Source organism: Cohnella thailandensis (assembly GCF_014212135.1).
Taxonomy (GTDB): domain Bacteria; phylum Bacillota; class Bacilli; order Paenibacillales; family Paenibacillaceae; genus Cohnella; species Cohnella thailandensis.
Genome location: NZ_JACJVQ010000028.1, coordinates 122296 through 139816, shown reverse-complemented (window position 1 = coordinate 139816; position 17521 = coordinate 122296). Strand labels below are relative to the sequence as shown.

At 43.9% G+C, this 17521-nt stretch carries 12 protein-coding genes; all 12 read right to left on the bottom strand.

Going from position 1 to position 17521, the window contains the following annotated elements; genetic code table 11:
* Position 1: 1 nt before the first annotated feature.
* Positions 2–1048, bottom strand: a complete 1047-nt coding sequence (locus tag H7B67_RS28755; protein WP_185123343.1) for a glycosyltransferase family 4 protein — start codon at positions 1046–1048, stop codon at positions 2–4.
* Positions 1045–2232, bottom strand: a complete 1188-nt coding sequence (locus H7B67_RS28750; protein WP_185123342.1) for a class I SAM-dependent methyltransferase — start codon at positions 2230–2232, stop codon at positions 1045–1047. Before H7B67_RS28750 ends, H7B67_RS28755 begins: the two co-directional genes overlap by 4 nt.
* Before the next feature lie 7 nt (positions 2233–2239).
* Positions 2240–3502, bottom strand: coding sequence for an ABC transporter ATP-binding protein (locus H7B67_RS28745; protein WP_185123341.1), 1263 nt, complete (start codon positions 3500–3502; stop codon positions 2240–2242).
* A gap of 17 nt (positions 3503–3519) precedes the next feature.
* Positions 3520–4296 (bottom strand): ABC transporter permease, encoded by a 777-nt coding sequence (locus H7B67_RS28740; protein ID WP_185123340.1) that lies wholly within the window; start codon positions 4294–4296, stop codon positions 3520–3522.
* A 73-nt stretch (positions 4297–4369) separates the two neighbouring features.
* The gene (gene gmd, locus H7B67_RS28735; RefSeq protein WP_185123339.1) at positions 4370–5365 is read right to left on the bottom strand and encodes a GDP-mannose 4,6-dehydratase; all 996 of its coding nucleotides are present in this window, start codon (positions 5363–5365) and stop codon (positions 4370–4372) included.
* Positions 5366–5385: 20 nt separating this feature from the next.
* Positions 5386–6465 (bottom strand): mannose-1-phosphate guanylyltransferase, encoded by a 1080-nt coding sequence (locus H7B67_RS28730; RefSeq protein WP_185123338.1) that lies wholly within the window; start codon positions 6463–6465, stop codon positions 5386–5388.
* Positions 6462–7751 carry a glycosyltransferase gene (locus H7B67_RS28725; RefSeq protein WP_185123337.1) on the bottom strand — a complete coding sequence of 430 codons (1290 nt, stop codon included), beginning with the start codon at positions 7749–7751 and terminating at the stop codon, positions 6462–6464. Before H7B67_RS28725 ends, H7B67_RS28730 begins: the two co-directional genes overlap by 4 nt.
* A gap of 113 nt (positions 7752–7864) precedes the next feature.
* Positions 7865–8344, bottom strand: coding sequence for a hypothetical protein (locus H7B67_RS28720; protein WP_185123336.1), 480 nt, complete (start codon positions 8342–8344; stop codon positions 7865–7867).
* Positions 8345–8387: 43 nt separating this feature from the next.
* A complete protein-coding gene (locus tag H7B67_RS28715; RefSeq protein WP_185123335.1) occupies positions 8388–10631 on the bottom strand; it encodes an O-antigen ligase family protein in 2244 nt (747 codons plus the stop codon).
* A 13-nt stretch (positions 10632–10644) separates the two neighbouring features.
* Entirely contained in the window at positions 10645–12147 is a 1503-nt protein-coding gene (locus H7B67_RS28710) for a sugar transferase (protein ID WP_185123334.1), read from the bottom strand.
* Positions 12148–12266: 119 nt separating this feature from the next.
* Positions 12267–14399: a hypothetical protein gene (locus tag H7B67_RS28705; RefSeq protein WP_185123333.1), complete on the bottom strand. Its 2133-nt coding sequence runs from the start codon at positions 14397–14399 to the stop codon at positions 12267–12269.
* Between the two features lie 217 nt (positions 14400–14616).
* On the bottom strand, positions 14617–17436 hold the full coding sequence (locus H7B67_RS28700) for an S-layer homology domain-containing protein (RefSeq protein ID WP_185123332.1): 2820 nt from the start codon (positions 17434–17436) through the stop codon (positions 14617–14619).
* Between the last annotated feature and the right edge of the window lie 85 nt (positions 17437–17521).

The window sequence follows — 17521 nt, the reverse complement described above, 5'->3', positions numbered from 1 at the left end:
TCTACAAACTCCTTGCCTCCTCAAGAATCGAAACCAGTTGTTTGACAGACTCGTCTCGGGAAAAATGGTTTAACCATTCGTATTGCTTATCTATTATCTCCTGCGCCAACTTCTTGTCGCTCAGTACGGCATCAATCAATTCCGCAATATCTTCGAATCTTTTCTCATGGATGAGGACTCCGGCATTCCCCATTGTGGTCTTGACCGCTCCACAGTTAAAGACGAACGTCGGGATTCCATAAGACATGCTTTCCAATAAGGGCACGCAGAATCCCTCGTGTTCGCTCATGGATAGAAGCACATCCGCATTCCGATAGTAATGATCTCGCTCTTCAGCGGATACTTTACCCGTAAACAGGATCCGGTCTCGGCTTAGCAACCCCGCTCGATAGCTTTGCAATCTTTCGTAATACGGCAAATAATCCTGATAATTGCCGACAAGATGCAGGGTTGCTTGAGGGTCGATATATTTGCAATAATAATCAAATACCCTCATGATATCTTCGTGTTTCTTGTTGGGGGCAACTCTTCCTACAAACAAGAATTTCCTCCCTTTATTTGCATCCTTAACCGTTCTTCTTATAATACTCCCTAATTCCAAAACAATCGGCATGACATAAGTAGGTTCGCATCCCATAGCTTGGAGCTCTTGAACATTAAATTCCGAATCTCCAATGTACATGTCGAATTGACCCGCGAGCTGTAAGAGTTGTTTACGCCCCTCCATGCAATGGGTATAGTGGGGCTCCATACCTTCAAAAAATTCATGAGGGGTTATGTTATGATAAATTAGCAGCTTCTTGCATTTAAGCTTTCTGATCTTATCGAAGCTTGACGATTTACCCGAAAAGTGAAAAAGAATTATATCGTCCTTCTGAACAAGAAGTTCATCGATGCTCTTTCTTAGATGCTTCACTTTCTCATGGACATGAATGGTTCTTATCTCGTTGGAAAAGCCTAATTCGTCTAAAATACCATGAATCTCAATAGCATGACTGCTTACCGCATCGCCATAATCCAAGGCATCCATGACTTGAATAACCTTCATCGAGACCTTTCTCCTTCAACGTCCATTTCATAACACATACCGTTTTTTCTACTGGAAGCTATTATTTGCACATTAACAAACCCAATCTCTTCCAACATTTGCTGAAGAGTCTGAGGAGTAAACATATTATAGTGATAATTCCCTTCATATTCCTGTGAACCGAAGGTGACTTCCTTTAAAACCTCATAAGAGATTTCTCCTTGGGCATAGCCATCCAGCATTGCCTTCCAATTCGGGCAAATAACTTTAATTTTCCCTCCGTAAGCAATCTTGGAATACCAATGCGGTAGTACTTTATCTCGCATCTCTTGTTCCGAGAAATGTTCGATGATGTGGGACAAGTACAACTCCGAGACGCTTGCCTCAGGAAAAGGCAACTCTCTTGCATCTGCAACAACATCTACGCCATCTATTTCTCGCATATCAACGTTAATATATTCATCCTCAATAAGAGTTCCTGAACCAAGATTGACTTTTAGAGTTTTGTTTTCAAGCATTCTGTTATACTTTTCAGTATTAATGATCTTTGCCTCTAACTTCGTGCTCTGAATGGAATGAGTGTCGGTATACTTAATTTCCGCAAACAATTCCTTTCTCACTCGTTGCTGATAATTTTCAGCCCTATCCATTCGTCCGTTGATCAACTCTACCCATTGGTACAGATTATCATGCGCTGTATTTAACGACTTTAACCAATCATCTAAGTTACTGATTCGATCATTTGTATGGGTCGTTGATTGCTTCAAGTCAGCGATTGTTCTTGATAAAGTCTCAATCTTGCGCTCCATATCCCGTCTATCTTGCTCATAACTATTCAACAGTTGTAGACTATCCTGGTATTTGCCTTCTAGCTGAAGATAATTGTTATGCATATTTTTAAAGTGCTTCAAGACGAGTTCCGTGTAAGCTGTAGTAGACTGATTGAAATGGACTTGTCCTCTTGTATAAGTGCGAATGAGCTTGCCGATTATCCTCTTAATGAACCGGAACGGAGCATTCTGTGGAATCGGTATGGGATTACTGTTCTCTTGAACCTCTTTCGCTTTCCAGTAGAGATCAACAAAAGGATCTTCTTGTATATCCTGTTCACTAAGAAGGAGCTTACGTTCTTTTCTTTGTTTGCGAATGCGACTCATGATTTCTTCCGCCTGCGTGGAAGCATCTAATTCAAAAAATGGATCCAAAACCTAATCACCTCTTTATCGTATTCCATTCATGCGGCATCTGATAGATTCCAACGTCTCTGACTCTTGAAATCACTCGAAATGCTTTACACTCCGTATGATAATCGAACATTTTACCGCTGGTATCATGAACTGCGACGTCTAGAACATAGTCTCCCTCTGTTAGTTGAAGGGCGGGTATAGAGAATTGCAGCGTCCCCTTCTTAATAGTCGTATCCAACTCATATTCATCAATTTGAGTGTTTGTTCCATATACTCTTATGCGATCATTCGTATGGATAGCAACGCCAAAAATGGGCGTATCGGACAATTTCTTTCTAACGATGTAATCGATCTCAATGACCATGGAATCCACTGATGCAAATAAAGACTCCTGACTAGATTTCCTATTCAATGTCCTAACGCCAGTTATCTCAATATCTTTGGATCCCCATCGAAGGGCCGAGTCGAGCGTATTCTCCTCTACCTCAATGCTCTCAAGCTCTGCAGTTTCTACGATTTGCTCCTCTGCAGCCCCAGCAGTCTCTCTACTGGCATCCTGTTCCGCTAAATACTTCAAGTACTCGTTAACAACCTGCGTTGGAGGGCCATCTTCGCGTATTTTGCCAGCCTGAAGCCATATTGCTCGATCACAGAGTCTTTCAACCACCCCATGATCATGAGTGACCAATACGATCGTTTTATTTTTGTTTTTTAATTCTTTGATTCTATTTAAACATTTTCTCTGAAAAGAGGCATCTCCTACCGCTAACACTTCATCCACAAGCAACACGTCGGGTTCGACATTGATTGCAGTTGCAAAGGCAAGTCTCATATACATTCCCGAAGAGTAAGTCCGTACAGGATTGTGAATGAATTCCTCCAGTTCGGAGAATTCTATGATTTGATCTACTCTTTTGCTTATTTCCTTCTTACTGAGACCGAATATAGAAGCATTCATATATATATTCTCAATCCCCGTAAAATCGGGATGGAATCCTGCTCCCAATTCCAACAGGCTCGACACTCTTCCATTTATTTGAATTTTACCACTTGCAGGATAAATGATTTGTGTTAACAATTTGAGCAGCGTACTTTTCCCAGAACCATTCTGCCCAATAAGTCCGACCATTTCTCCTTCTTTAATGGTAAAGGAAACATCGTTAACGATTGGAATTTCCTTGTACTGATCCTTCCTGATTCTTAACAGCTTTTCTTTTAAGGTAGCCGGTTTTTCCTGGTATACTCGAAAAGACTTCTTAAGATTTTCTACGGAGATGGCAGCATCCATTATGGAATATCTCCTTTCTACAGCTCTTCAGCGTACTTCTTTTTCAACTTATTAAAAACAAAAGAACCTAATAAGAACGAAGCTAATGCGTAGGCGCAAGAAATTAAGATTCCCTTTATTTCCGGGGCTTGTCCATAATAAAAAATAGCTTGATAGCTTTGTTCCATCTTTGTCATCGGATTCAACTCATACAGATGTCTATATTTTTCTGGAACCATCGACAATGGATAAAAAATAGGAGTCAAATAAAACCAAGCCATAAAAAGAATGCTTACGATATGGCTAACATCCCTGAAGTAAACGTTAATTGAGGAGAATAATAGGCTTAGACCCTGAATAAAGATAATCTCAATCAATAATATTAACGGGAAATAGATAAGAGAAAGAGTAAAATCAATGTGGAAATAAAGCATTGCTATAAACAACGCTATTAAACAAAGCAGATAGTTTATCGCTCCGGCCAGCGTTGCGCTCAAAGGCAGAATCTCATGAGGAAAGTAGATCTTTTTAACCAAACCGCTGTTGTTAACAATTATGGATGTATTCGTCGAAACGACTGTTTGAAGAAATGTCCACGGCAAAAGACCAGAGAACAAAAACACGCTATAATTCGGCATGTCCATTCTCATAATTGTTTTAAATGCAATCGTATAAATAATTAACATAAGTATAGGATTAAGAAGCGTCCAAAGAAAGCCTAATACGGATTCTTTATATCTAGTCCTCAAATCTCTAATCACTAGATTTTTAAGCATTTCCCTATACTTATAGACTTCTAGCATATTTACGAACATTACTACACCGCCTTGAAAATAACCATATATTAATAGTTAAAAAGGAGCAATATGCCCCTTTTCACTAAGTAAATTATACATTAATAAATGCATTGTCATTTTGTAGAAGCCGTTTGTTCTTTTCCAGGTCGCTTTCTACCATCATACGAACAAGTTGCTCGAAGTTTACTTCCAGCTCCCAACCAAGCTCTTGGCGTGCCTTGGAGGAGTCGCCTAGCAACAAGTCGACTTCTGCGGGCCGAACGAATCGAGGATCAATGACAACGTAGTCTCTCCAGTTTAATCCCACTTGGTTAAAGGCTATGTCAACCAACTCATGTACGGTATGCGTCTCACCGGTTGCAATAACATAATCTTGCGGCTTATCTTGTTGCAGCATAAGCCACATAGCTTTGACATAATCCCCCGCAAATCCCCAATCTCGTTTGGCATCGAGATTGCCCATGCGGAGCTCTTTTTGAAGTCCCAACTTTATTTTGGCCACGGCATCCGTAACTTTGCGAGTGACGAACTCGATGCCCCGACGAGGAGACTCATGATTAAACAGAATTCCCGAGCAAGCAAACATATCATAACTCTCGCGATAGTTTACCGTAATCCAGTGTCCATAAACTTTTGCTACGCCATAAGGACTGCGAGGGTAAAATGGAGTCGTTTCCTTCTGGGGAGTCTCGACTACTTTACCAAACATTTCGCTGCTAGACGCTTGATAAAATTTAGCTTCCGGTCTGTTTAAACGTACAGCTTCCAGCATATTGGTAACTCCGATGCCGGTTAACTGGCCAGTTAAAGACGGTTGGTCCCAAGACGAACCTACAAACGATTGTGCAGCCAAATTATACACTTCATCCGGTTTAGCAATTCTAACAGCTTGACTTAGCGAACCTTGATCCATCAAATCTCCATCAAGAAACTCGATTTCCTTTTCAATGTGCTCAATGTTCTCCATCATTGGCATACTCGTTCTACGACGCAAGCCGTATACCTTATATCCTTTAGAGAGTAATAATTCCGCAAGATAGGACCCATCTTGTCCAGTAATTCCCGTAACTAATGCATTCTTCGTCATCGTTTTATCCCCTTATCAATTTATAAGTACTGTACAAGATGCTGTGATCGCAACTCTTTAAGCAGACGCTTTACTTCTTGAGCCTTATCTTTTGAACAGATTAGGGTAACATCTTCCGTATCCACTACAATTAGATCTTCTATCCCAAGAGTGGCAATAAGCTTGCCATTATTACTCTCAATGATGCACCTCTTGGTATCCATGTTAAGAGTATGACCTATTATAACATTTCCATTTTCATCTCGGTCATTAATCCGATCCAGAGCGGTCCAGCTACCTACATCATCCCAACCTAGTTTACATGGAATAACGTAGATATGATCCGACTTCTCCATTATGCCATAATCGATAGATTCATCTGGCATCTTGATAAATTCCGACTTAATTGTCTGCTCTTTATCAGGTCCATCCAATGCCGTTCGAATAGTGGAGAGTATGTCGTAAACTACAGGTAGGAATTCTTTAATCTTCTGCAGAACGGTTGTTGTCTTCCAAACAAAAATCCCGCTATTCCAATAGAACCCCCCCTGCTGGATATACTTCTCTGCCGTTTCAAGGTTTGGCTTTTCGACAAAACGACTAACCAAATGCACTTCCAACCCGTTTATCTGTACGGTGTGGTTTGTACTCTCAATATATCCATAACCTGTCTCCGGATAGAGGGGGTTGATCCCCAAAGTCACGATATTGGTATCTCTTGACGCTACTTCGATTGCAGCCCGTAGAGTCCGAAGAAACTCCTCCTCGTCTTTGATAATATGATCGGACGGGAGTACGACCATCGTGCTATCCGGATATTTTCTTTCTATCTGTATGGCCGCCAAGCCAACGCAAGGAGCCGTATTTTTACCAACCGGCTCTATGATGATATTCTCTTCCGGAAGATGAGGGACTTGCACTCGGATTAGTTCGGCGTAGCTCTCATTGGTAACGATAAAGACCTGATCGATTTCCATGAGTCTTTCTAATCGCTCGACGGTCTGTTGAATCATGGACTTGTTGCCGGATATATTTAGGAACTGTTTAGGCAAGTTAGTTCTGCTCTTTGGCCAGAACCTCTCTCCCTTGCCTCCTGCCATGATCAGACTTGTAATTATCATTGCCTGCCTCCCAGTATGTCGCGAATCTCGCTTAGGCGTTTCTCGACTTTAATCCCGACCGCTTGCGGAGAGAAATAATCCTGAATGGAACGTTTGCCGTTCTCGGCAATTTCCTGATAATATCCTTGATCGTTCACCAGCCTACTCATATAGACGCTTGCATGCTGAATATCGGGTTCAGCCCAATATTGCCCCGATGTATAGGGTCCATAATCCTGGTTGATTTGGATTAATTCATATTGAACCAGGCAAGAATTCTGTTCATTCATAAAGTCGATGTTAGCCGACCACCCGGTACCGATTGCCGGCTTACCCAAGTACATTGCTTCCGCCAAGCCGAGTCCGAAACCCTCGCTTCGATGAAGAGAAATATAGCTGTCCGTACACGCTATCAGCGCGTTCGTATCATTTCGGCTTAACGTCTCATTTAAAATAAAAATGTTCGGATAGCCCTGAGTTATGGACAACAAACGCTTCATGTCTTCCTTATTGGAATGAGCGTTGTTTACTTTGACAACAAGACCAGCGTGGCTGTCTGTCGGCTCAAACGCCTTCTGGAATGCCTCTATGGAAGCGATCGGGTTTTTGCGTTCTTGGAAGCTCTTCACGTCATACATGGTTAAGAACAGGAACATCTCTTCCGGCAAGTTGAAGTAGGAACGATCGCGAGGTTCGTCGAATCTGACTTCGATACCATGGGGGATGACCACGACCGGTACATTGCTCTTGGCAGATACGGATTCGGCCACGAAAGCGGTGGGGACCCAAACCTCGTTGACGAACTTGAATCCGTCCAGCCAGTCATCGGGGAATTCGGGCAATTCCCAGTGCCAATAACCAATATTATATCTTCCCTCGAACAAAGAGGGACCGAAGTGAGTGTACACCTCGATCATCTGCTCGGCGTTGATATGGAAGATGTTCAGATTATATTCCGGCTTCTCGACTTCTTTGTGCTGCCAAGTTAAGTCCGTCATTCTGGCTGTATTCGTGCCAACAAAATTCATCATCACGAAAGGAGTCGATGTGGTCTCTAAGCACTTGGCAGCGATTCGGCTCGATTCGCCTAATCCCATCTCCGCTCTGACGTAACCAATCAAATTGATTCCGTCGATATTCATTGAGGGAGAATTCAAAGAACGTATATCTAACTCTTGTAAATTAAAAGCTTTATCTAGAACCCTTCGCTTAAGTTTCTTCCGCATGGATTGGGGAATAAAGGGCAACAAGAACTTCTTCATCGAGATGGCCAGTTTATAGATTACTCGATAGATTAAGGACTTCATGAACTGCGCGCACCGCCGATTTCATTTACTAGTCTCGCTCAAGCACATTATTAAACATTATACCATGAATGCACACAGTTATTGACTTATTTTGTTGAATGCTAGGAGGTAATTTACTGGATATTATACTTCCCTCTTACTAGAACCGTAAGGCCGTTCTTCTGGGCCGGATCTGCCTCCACTCCCCTTCCAGCACGAGGGAAGAGAATAAGATGGTTATTGGCAACGGCCTTGCCCGGAGCAATATCCAACCCATCGGTCAAGTCGGATAGTCCGTTGACATCGGGACTATAGGCGATGGCCTTGCCAGCTCTGACGATGACCTCTCCTCCATCCTCCACGATGAGCTTCTTCCCTATCGGGACGGTAACAACCTCAAGTTTAGAGGACGATGTGCCCGAGTCGGCTCCGGTTCCCGTCCCAAGCGCCTCCGATATTTTCTGATCGACATAGCTCTTCGTTACGATCGGATCGTTCGTGCTTCCAGGGGAAGTAGTGCTGCTATCTGCCATTGCGGTTTGGTAGTATCCCACTCCCGCAAGTAAGCTTGCTGCTACGATTGCTGCACTGAGAATTTTCATATTTTTACGCATCCGGTTATTCTCCTCTCTCGTTACCTTAATAAGCGTTGCTTCGCTAGATTTTAAGTTGTTCTAGAATAGCTTTGGTCTCCTCACTCCACGTAAATGTGCGAATGTAAACGATCTTCTTGGATAGTTTAGTCAGCTCCTGCGCACGCTCATCATGGAGACTCACGATCTCGCGAATGGCGGTCTCTTCCGCCTGTTGGTTATTGGAGTCGTTTGCAGCTTGATAGGTTAACCACTGTTGAAAGCGATCCTTTATTGCTTGTTCATAATAGCTTATTTCATAGGGAAACTTGGACATCGCATCTTCCATTGCTTGATTCGCCGCTGTCTGATCCTTCAATGCTGTCGCAAGGCTATACTGAGCTTTGATTGACAAGTTCGAATTCGGTTCGGCTGAAATCAGCTGGTTCGTATACTTTTGAGCGTTTGTCTCATAACTCTGCTCTCCGGTTTGGGTAAAAGCCCCCGTATAATTAGCTGCCAGCTGCTTGAGAATAAACGGATGTCCCGGCACCCTTTTTAATCCAGCTTCCAGCTCATCCGTTAGTTGATTGAATGGCATTTGCGCATACAGCATTTCAAGGCTCTTCGTATATTTGGAATTGGCAGTAAAAGCGTTCGCGGTTCCGATCAGCAAATATATCGCCAAGACCGCCCAAAGCGCGACCATGCCATACTTTGCTCCGTTATGTTCTGCCGACTTCCTGTTTGCGAAAATCTCTTTCCTTTGCTGCCCAGCCAATACGCCAATACAGAAGAATACGAGTATGGCAAAGAAAGAATAGGTCATCTCAAAATCGATCACGCTATGAAGAAGGATGCTCAATGGAAGTAGCAAGAACAACAGGTAGTCGTTGCGCTCGTTAATTTTGCCTTTATAAAATTGATATAGAAAAGCTACTATGAGATAAAGGAATCCTCCCGCTACGAGGAGCAATCCAATCAACCCCGTGTCGAGCAATAGATCGATTAAGTAACTGTGCGGCTGAGAACTGACATAAGGGTAGGACTGATAGCGGTCATATAGAGCTTCCCATGTCCCTCCTCCTCCTCCGATTAGCTTATTTTCTCTCCAAAGCGTAAGAGAGTCTTTATAAAAGGTGAAGCGTTCAAGCACGCTATGGGTATTAAAGGAGAAATTATTTAACCGTTCGCTGAGCTGTTTAGGCAATATGGAATTAAGCAGACCTGCCCGAAGTGAAACAAATCCGGCTATCGAAACAATAACTAGGATGACCGGGATATAAAGTTGAGCTAGCTTTCGGTTCCACTTTTCCAGTCGGACTTTCTCATTATATTTAGATATTACATAGACGATTGCCATCATGATGACAGCAACAGCTGCAACCTGCAGCCATCCAAAAATCGAGTCGCTAGAGAAGAAAGATACCGTCTTAACAGGTTGGCTTGCCGACAATGAAGCCTGGATTCGATTGTAAACGGCCAATCCCTTGTCGGAGAGAGAAGATTGAATAGATAGCGAGAGAATAAAAGCAATTACAACATATATTAGGATAAGCAGTTGTCTTCTCAAATTAACTAGAAGGAGAGCAACAATCGCTATCACGGGAAGCATAAGCATAGCTCCGCGTGATAAGGTAAGTAGAAGGGAGACGCAGATGGGAACCAGCATAATGGCATAAGCCAACTGAATGGAACGTTTCGTTACGCTTGTCAATTGGTAAACCGTTATTAGTAACAAGGTTATGAGAAAGGCCGCATATGCATTAGCATAGGTGAAGATAGAGGTAAGCCGTACCTCATCGCTAAAAACCAATGCATCCATACGATATCGGTTGCCGAAAAGGTAACCAAAGCTATAAACCACGACTAGACTGCCGATGCCGTAATAGAAATGAATCAATCTCTTAAGGGTTGGAACGGAACCGGAAATCAATATCCCCATTACAAAGAACGCATACAACATGATGGAGTTGTGCAAAGAAATTTTATTCATATACGCGGTTTCCGCCCTAAAGGAGTTAATCCAATAGAGCAGTGGCAATGCAAAACCAATTAAGGCAATAAGATGCCTCTGCTCCCACTTCTCAGCTCGAATGAACTTAGCAATAACCAAAAGCAAGATAGGAATGCCAAGAAGAATTCCATAATAGATTTTCTTCTCGAAGAAAAATTGCGTGTCTGAATGCAGCCCTGCACCGTTAAAAAAACCGTACTGAAATGGCCAAAGGACCATGAATATCCCAAACATGAGAAATGCAAGCCATTCCCAAGTCCCGACACTTTTTTTTTGGAGCTGTGCCGTTTGTTTCTTTTGCTTACTTGCCAACTCGTCTTCCTCCTCAATATGCCCCGCTGCCCTTGAGCACAACCGGAACCGTCTTCACCAATATCTTCAATTCAAGCCCTAGACTCCAATGTTCAATATACTGTATGTCTAGATCCACCCATTCGTCGAAGGTAAGATCGCTTCTGCCGCTAACTTGCCAAAGTCCCGTCATTCCAGGACGAACATCCATCCTTCTCCAATGCTGATCCGTATAACGTTCGGCTTCTTCCGGCAATGGGGGTCTAGGACCGATTAAGCTCATATCGCCTCGCAGTACGTTGATCAATTGAGGCAGCTCGTCTATCGAATATTTGCGAAGGAATGCTCCAATTCGGGTGACCCTCGGATCATTTTTCATTTTGAACACAGGACCTGAAGCCTCATTCTTGCTCATCAATCGCTTCTTCATCTCATCCGCATTGACGACCATGGTTCGGAACTTATACATCATGAAGGGCAATGAATTCTTGCCTATTCTCTTCTGTTTATAAAGGACTGGACCTTTAGTCGTTGCTTTTATACTTATAGCTACGGCAACCAATAAGGGTGAAATCAGTGCAATTCCTATGGCCGATAAACTGATGTCCATGAATCTTTTGACTAATAAATTTAATCCTCTTAATGGTGTCTTTACGATCTGAAGACATGGAAATTCAAAGTCATGGCGGTATTCGTATATGGAACTAATGTGATCAAAATGCTCCGGGATGATGCGGATGTCGACCTGGTATTTATAAATGCGACTTAACAAAGAATTTATCTTATCTCGAGCGGATGGAATCGTAATATAGAGAATATCGATTCGATTTCTAATCAGGATAGATTCTAGGTCTTTTATCTCTCCGATTATCTCTTGACCAGTTTCTTTATCATCTAGAAATCCAACTATCGCGGCACCCGTTTGAGCTTTATCCATTTGGCTCTTCAATTGGTGCCCTACTCTTCCGGCTCCGATTATAAGAATATTTTGGTTTATGACCCCTTTTTTCTTAAGTTGAATTAAAAGACTCTTTCTTATTTGACGGAACAAGCCCGCTTCTACAATGACCAAGACTACGAAAGAGAGAAGCACGAATCTTGAATACGTCATTGTATTTTTGAGCAGAAAAGAAATGCCTATCGTGATTAAGAAGCAAATAAAGGCGGTGCTTATGATTTTACCAAGTTCATCGGATATACTATACTCCTTATCTAGCTTATAGTATTGCTTCTGATATAGGGATAAGAAGAATAATCCTATATAGCAAATAAAGAATATAAGATAATCATCTAACACGGGGATTTGCTTGCCCCAATTCAAGATTTGATTTACCGAAGACTCTTTGTATTCGGGGAGAACCTTATATATAAACAACATAAAATAGCTCATTAAGTAGATAATGAACTCAAGGATAAATAAGCCGCTTTGGATCCATTTCACTTTGGTATGTGAACGGGCATTTATTCTAGCCATAACTTCCATCTCATCGATATTGGCACGCCCGCGGAGAAGCTTAGCCGGTGGATTCAGGTTCATCGGCCCTCTCCTTCCGAAACTGATAAATAATTAATATTATATCACAGTTTACCGGGGATTTTGACGAATTATGAAAAAGCACCGATGTCAATAACATCGGTGCTTTCTTATAATTTGTTTTAACTTAATGCTTCTTGCGTCCAATCATTATCAAGGAACCAGTACCCCATCGGTCTTTCAGCCACAAGCTTCTTAGCTCCATCAATCACTTCATATAAGCGTACGGTGAACCTAAGAGTGCTGTCTACTCCTCCATAAGGATTAGCCTTCTCAAAGCTAATGGTCTTATCATCGCCTACCGTTAGAGCACTCTCGCCATCGCCTTCTATTGTAAGGTCTTGGGATATATACGTATATTCCGTTCCATCATCCGTATCGGTTCCAACAACCGTCATCAGGTACTTTGTATCCGTCGGATAGATGTTATAGCTGGTATCTTTGCTTAGGTCGTACTTAAAGGTAAGTTTGACATTATCCCCCAAGATGGTTGGAGTAAATGTATTGATGGACAGATTATATGGTAAAAGAGTCAAGTTCTGATATGAGTTCGTTACTCCTTGTTCTGCAGGTAGTGCAAATATGGCTCCATTAACATAAGCATTCGCAATTGCAGTTCCCGTCGTATATGCCGTATCGGTTACGCCTTCGCCGACGATTAAACGAAGCTTCGACGTATCGTAACCCAGTGGCACGCTTGCTTTAAATGTCACAAGGGACTTCCCTTGCGGATTAACCTTGCCCGTACCCGTGGAGATCGTTGCTGGGAAGATCTCATCATTATCGCTTATAAAGTAGGCCGTCAAGTTCACAGGGTCGATAGATCGCTTCTCATCGCTGGCGAGAGCCATTTGTACCGTGAACAGCTTTGTACTTAATCCCGTGTACACCTTTGCCCCATTAATCGTCCCCGTCATTTGGCTGCCTTCGCGCGCTATAGAATACGCTTTATCAAACGTATTAACCGGCAGACTCGTTTGGGCGGACGTTGTCCCTAGTTGACCAATCTTAACGGCGGTTGTATCTGCAGCCGTCTTATTGTTTACAATGATGCTGGCTTTGGTGAATGAATAATTCGCAGGAAGCGTTGCATAAACATCAACGTCTACATAGCCGCCGGCATTTAACCCAAATTGGTTACTGGAAGCAACCGTCTTAAAATCGAGTTTCACTTTATCATCTAAGTAGAAATATCCAGAAATGTTCGGAAGATCGGCCGATACGGTACCTTGGTTCGTAATTCGAATTCTAGCCGCCAGAATATCCTTGCTATCCATTGGTTCTCGGAGAAGCTTGGCCAGTTTAAATTGATATTTACCGTTCGTGTTAGAATAAGTAAAGCTATCGGTGCTAGTCGCGATAGGAGCCCCGCTGAAACTTAGCTGGTAAGAACCGACCGGAAGCTTCGCCGCAGCATCGGATTCATTTACGATAAGAAGCTTCCAGCCCGTTGTCTTCAGGCTCGCTGGAACCGTTGCCGTCAACTGAATCTCTTTGCGTTCAAGAGGATCAATCGTAATATCCTCTTCTTCTGTTGTTGCTTGGTAAATAATTCCTTCGTTTGTCATAATATAATATTTATACTTGCTAAGCGTTACGGCATTCTTTCCCGTATTATTATAGACGAAGTTGATATTCACATAGTTATTCTCTCCGGATGCGCCAACGGACGCCGTGTACACCTTAGTGTTTAACGTCGTATTGTTGTAGTACAAGGCCTTGTAAGAACCTACGCCTACAATATTCGTATAAGTGGTCGGGAACGTAAAGCTTCCGATTCCTTTGACATATCCGGCTGAACTGAAGTCGAACTTGCTAACCCGAAATTTCAAATCAGATAGCTTGGTCGACTCTCCGACAGATGCATATAGAGTAATGAACACCTTCGAACCCGGTGCAATCTTAGCCGTCAAGCTGTCAGCTGATGCTGTTTTTAATGTATAACTGCTTCCAGCCGTGTTCGTTAGTTGGAGCAAATAATCGGATAGATCTAACACCGCAGTGGAGCCATTATACACGCTGAGCCTAAAGGCCGCTGTTTGCCCATTGTCAGCTGGAGCCAGGCTCACGTCCACCAAATTAATATAGCTCTTCGCATTTAGATAAATAGGTTTTACAACTTTAGAAACAGCCGTAATAGCCGGTACTGTTGTTGTAACCATAGCAGCTTCGGCTGCAGAGAAGAACGGAGCCGTCGCCAGGACAACGCTCGTCACTCCTAGCAGTAACCTGTTTTTCTTGGTTTGGCTTCTCATTATGTAATCCTCCCTATTCTCATTAAGACAAGTATAGCTTCTGAACATGAACAGAAGATGAATCCAAGCTGAATATTCTTTAATATTTAGACGCAAGATTCCTCCTAATAGTTGCTAAATTATCAATAAAGAATAATGATTCTCAGCTAAACTTGCTACCTTTATAGAAATAAAAAAGAGCAAACCCTAAGGTTTGCTCTTTTTGTAAGGCAGTTGATTACTTCGTTACCGTGCCGTCAGCAACCGTGTTACCGTTAGTATCAACGATGCTGGAACCAGAAACAGCTACAGAAGTAGTCTTGGAAGCAGAGAACGGTGCGCTAGTAGCGTTCAGGTAAAGAACATTATCCGAAACGTTCCAGCTAGTGATCGTAACAGAAACATCGTTAACCTTAACCGTCAAACCGCTAGCAAGCGTGCTAGGCAGAGTGCCAAGCGTTTCGCTGAAGGTCACAGCGATTTGCGTGTCGCTAACAACCGAAACGGATTGAGCAACAGGCTTGAGGTTTTCCTTCATGTAAACCGTTTGTTGAACGTCAGCAAGCGTGCTGGACAGCGTGTTGCCGTTCTCGTCAACAATGTTAACTACCTTGATCGTGCGGTATCCGTTAACCGGAATAGCGCCGTTTGGCAGTTCAGCAATAACGACATTCGTGTCGCCCAAGAAGTACAGGTTAGCGTCAGCCGGCAATGGAGCACCGTTGATCAGGAACTTGGACTTATCCAGAGCAGCAGTCGTCAGCTTCTTGTTCTTGAAGTCAAACTTGATTTGGTTGTTCTTGAGCGTGCCGTCATAATGTGCAGTGTCAGTGCTCAGACCGTTCGTGTAAACAGTCACCGTAACGCTGCCAGACGTCGTGCTCGAAGACACAGTCAGAGACACAGTGCCGGAGTCATTGCCATGGGCAGAAGCAGCCTTATCGTATACAGAGCTGCTTGGTACCGTGATGGAATAAGTACCGTTGCTCAGAGAAGCAGCTACGCGGAGGTAGAAGTTCTCGCCGGAATCAGTTACATCGCCGTCGTTGTTAACGTCATAGCCAATCGTTGCACTAGCCAGCGAAATGTTCGGGTACGTTACAACGTTGTTCGAGTTCGTGTACTTAACGGTCAGAGTCTTGGTAGTGTCAACAGTGCTCAGAGCTTCGTTGAATTTGATTGCAAGATAAGTACCGTCATACAGCGCGCTCGCAACCGTTGGGTTGCCAGTGTCAAGCGTCAGCGTAATTGCTGCGGAGAAGTTGGAACCCGTATTGCCAACCAGGTCCTTATAGCCCTTAAAGATCGCAGTAGTGTTCAGGAACGAACCCGAACGCCAGCCGACCGTATAAGTCGCAACCGTGTTATCATTAGGATCAACAATACCAGCTACGCCAACATTGTCAACGCTACCTTGATATACAGATCCAGCTACGCTGATTGCTTCGCTGAACTTAGCCGTGATAACATCGCCTTCAACCGTTACGGAAGTAATCGTAGGAGCGGTGTTGTCGGACGGCACATTGATCGTTGCCGTGTAATCGAAGTAGTTCGGAGCATGCGTCGTAGAGTACACAGCAGCAGTGTCATAACCGCCAACAAGGTTAAGCGTGTAGTTCGTATCAGCACTCAGGTTGTAGATCGTGATGGACTTGATATCGCCGCCATAGTTGCTGCCTGCAGCCGTGCTGTTACGGTTGATCGTGTAGTAAACAGCAGAAGTGGAGGAGACAGTACCCTTTTGAGCGCCATTGATGGAAACAACACCAGCGTCAACCAGCGGCTCGCTGAACGTTACCGTAGCAGCGCCACCGGAGTAGGATACGCCGGAAACCGTCGGAGCAGTCGTGTCGTCAAGCAGGACAGCTTGCTTGTAAGCCGTTGCTGCTTTGCCGGAAGCGGACTTCAGGCTGGAGCTAACCGTGATTTCGGAATAAGAGCTCAGCTTGAAACCACCAGCGAACGTCAACGTAACCGTAGTCTTGTCGTCGCTCAGATCGATAGCCGTCGGGTAAGTTGTAGCGCCATTAGCCAGGGAGAAGTAAGAGTTCGCGGAACCAACTCCATACTTATGGCCGCCAACAGCTACGCCTTCTTGAACAGCTTTGTTGAACTTAACAGCGATTTGCTTAGCGTTCAGAACCGTCACGGAAGATACTTCGAAGCCATCAACCGTTACAGTTGCCGTCGTGGAAGCCAGGGAAGTTTCGCCCTTGTAAGCCGTTACCGTCAGCGTGTACGTGCCAGCTGCTTGAGCAGGCGTCGTATACGTGAACGATCCGTCTTCCTTCACCGTAGCAGCAACAGCAGTACCATTGCCGATAGCAACCTTAACGCTGTCAGAGCCATAAGTGACGCCCGTTACCGTGATCGTGTCATCGGAGTTCAGAACAGCCTTGACATCGTTCAGCGGCTTAACTTGCAGGCCTTGGAATACGGCGTAAGCAAGTTCGATTGCTTGACCGCGAGTAGCTGGAGCCTTGTAGTTCGTAGGAACCGGAAGATTGGCATCGATAGCAGCTTGGACGTAAGGACCAGCCCAAGCGGATGTGCCTGCAACCGTTGCTCCTTCAACAGGAGTCAGCTTAGCGATCGCTACGGCAACCTTGATTACCGATTCAACCGTTACGTTAGCCTTAGGCGAGAACAGCGAGTTGCCTACGCCGTTAACGAGACCAGCTTCGTACGCGGCTTGGATAGCCGACGTCCACCATTGGCCAACCTTAACGTCTTTGAATGCGGAAGAAGTGCTAGTGGATGGAGCAATGCCAGCGATCGCGATAGCGATCGTAGCGAATTCTGCACGGGACAGGTTGTCTTCCAAGTGCGGAAGTCCGTCCGGCTTACCCTTAAGTACACCCTTGTCGACCAGCTGCTGCAGCTTTTGAGCAGTAGTCAATTCAGTATCAGCAGCAGAAGCCATGGATGCGAACAAGCCGAATACCATAGCCAGTGCTAGAAGAAGAGACAAACTTTTCTTCATAACCTTTTTTTCTCCTCCTTGAAAAGGAATCTGTTGTGTTGTTTGTTTAGAAGATTTGTAGCTCGAATCTCTCATCGGCGTTTCACCCCCTTTCCGGAGTTGAGCATTGTCTATAATTGATGTCTACGGTCATGTTCTAAGGAAGAATCATGTCGCAGAA

What these genes read in the sequence shown, in the direction of transcription:
- H7B67_RS28755 (WP_185123343.1), bottom strand. Translation starts at nt 1,048, where the DNA reads ATGAAGGTTATTCAAGTCATGGATGCCTTGGATTATGGCGATGCGGTA.
- H7B67_RS28745 (WP_185123341.1), bottom strand. Translation starts at nt 3,502, where the DNA reads ATGGATGCTGCCATCTCCGTAGAAAATCTTAAGAAGTCTTTTCGAGTA.
- H7B67_RS28740 (WP_185123340.1), bottom strand. Translation starts at nt 4,296, where the DNA reads ATGTTCGTAAATATGCTAGAAGTCTATAAGTATAGGGAAATGCTTAAA.
- gmd (WP_185123339.1), bottom strand. Translation starts at nt 5,365, where the DNA reads ATGACGAAGAATGCATTAGTTACGGGAATTACTGGACAAGATGGGTCC.
- H7B67_RS28730 (WP_185123338.1), bottom strand. Translation starts at nt 6,465, where the DNA reads ATGATAATTACAAGTCTGATCATGGCAGGAGGCAAGGGAGAGAGGTTC.
- H7B67_RS28725 (WP_185123337.1), bottom strand. Translation starts at nt 7,751, where the DNA reads ATGAAGTCCTTAATCTATCGAGTAATCTATAAACTGGCCATCTCGATG.
- H7B67_RS28720 (WP_185123336.1), bottom strand. Translation starts at nt 8,344, where the DNA reads ATGCGTAAAAATATGAAAATTCTCAGTGCAGCAATCGTAGCAGCAAGC.
- H7B67_RS28710 (WP_185123334.1), bottom strand. Translation starts at nt 12,147, where the DNA reads ATGAACCTGAATCCACCGGCTAAGCTTCTCCGCGGGCGTGCCAATATC.
- H7B67_RS28705 (WP_185123333.1), bottom strand. Translation starts at nt 14,399, where the DNA reads ATGAGAAGCCAAACCAAGAAAAACAGGTTACTGCTAGGAGTGACGAGC.
- H7B67_RS28700 (WP_185123332.1), bottom strand. Translation starts at nt 17,436, where the DNA reads ATGAGAGATTCGAGCTACAAATCTTCTAAACAAACAACACAACAGATT.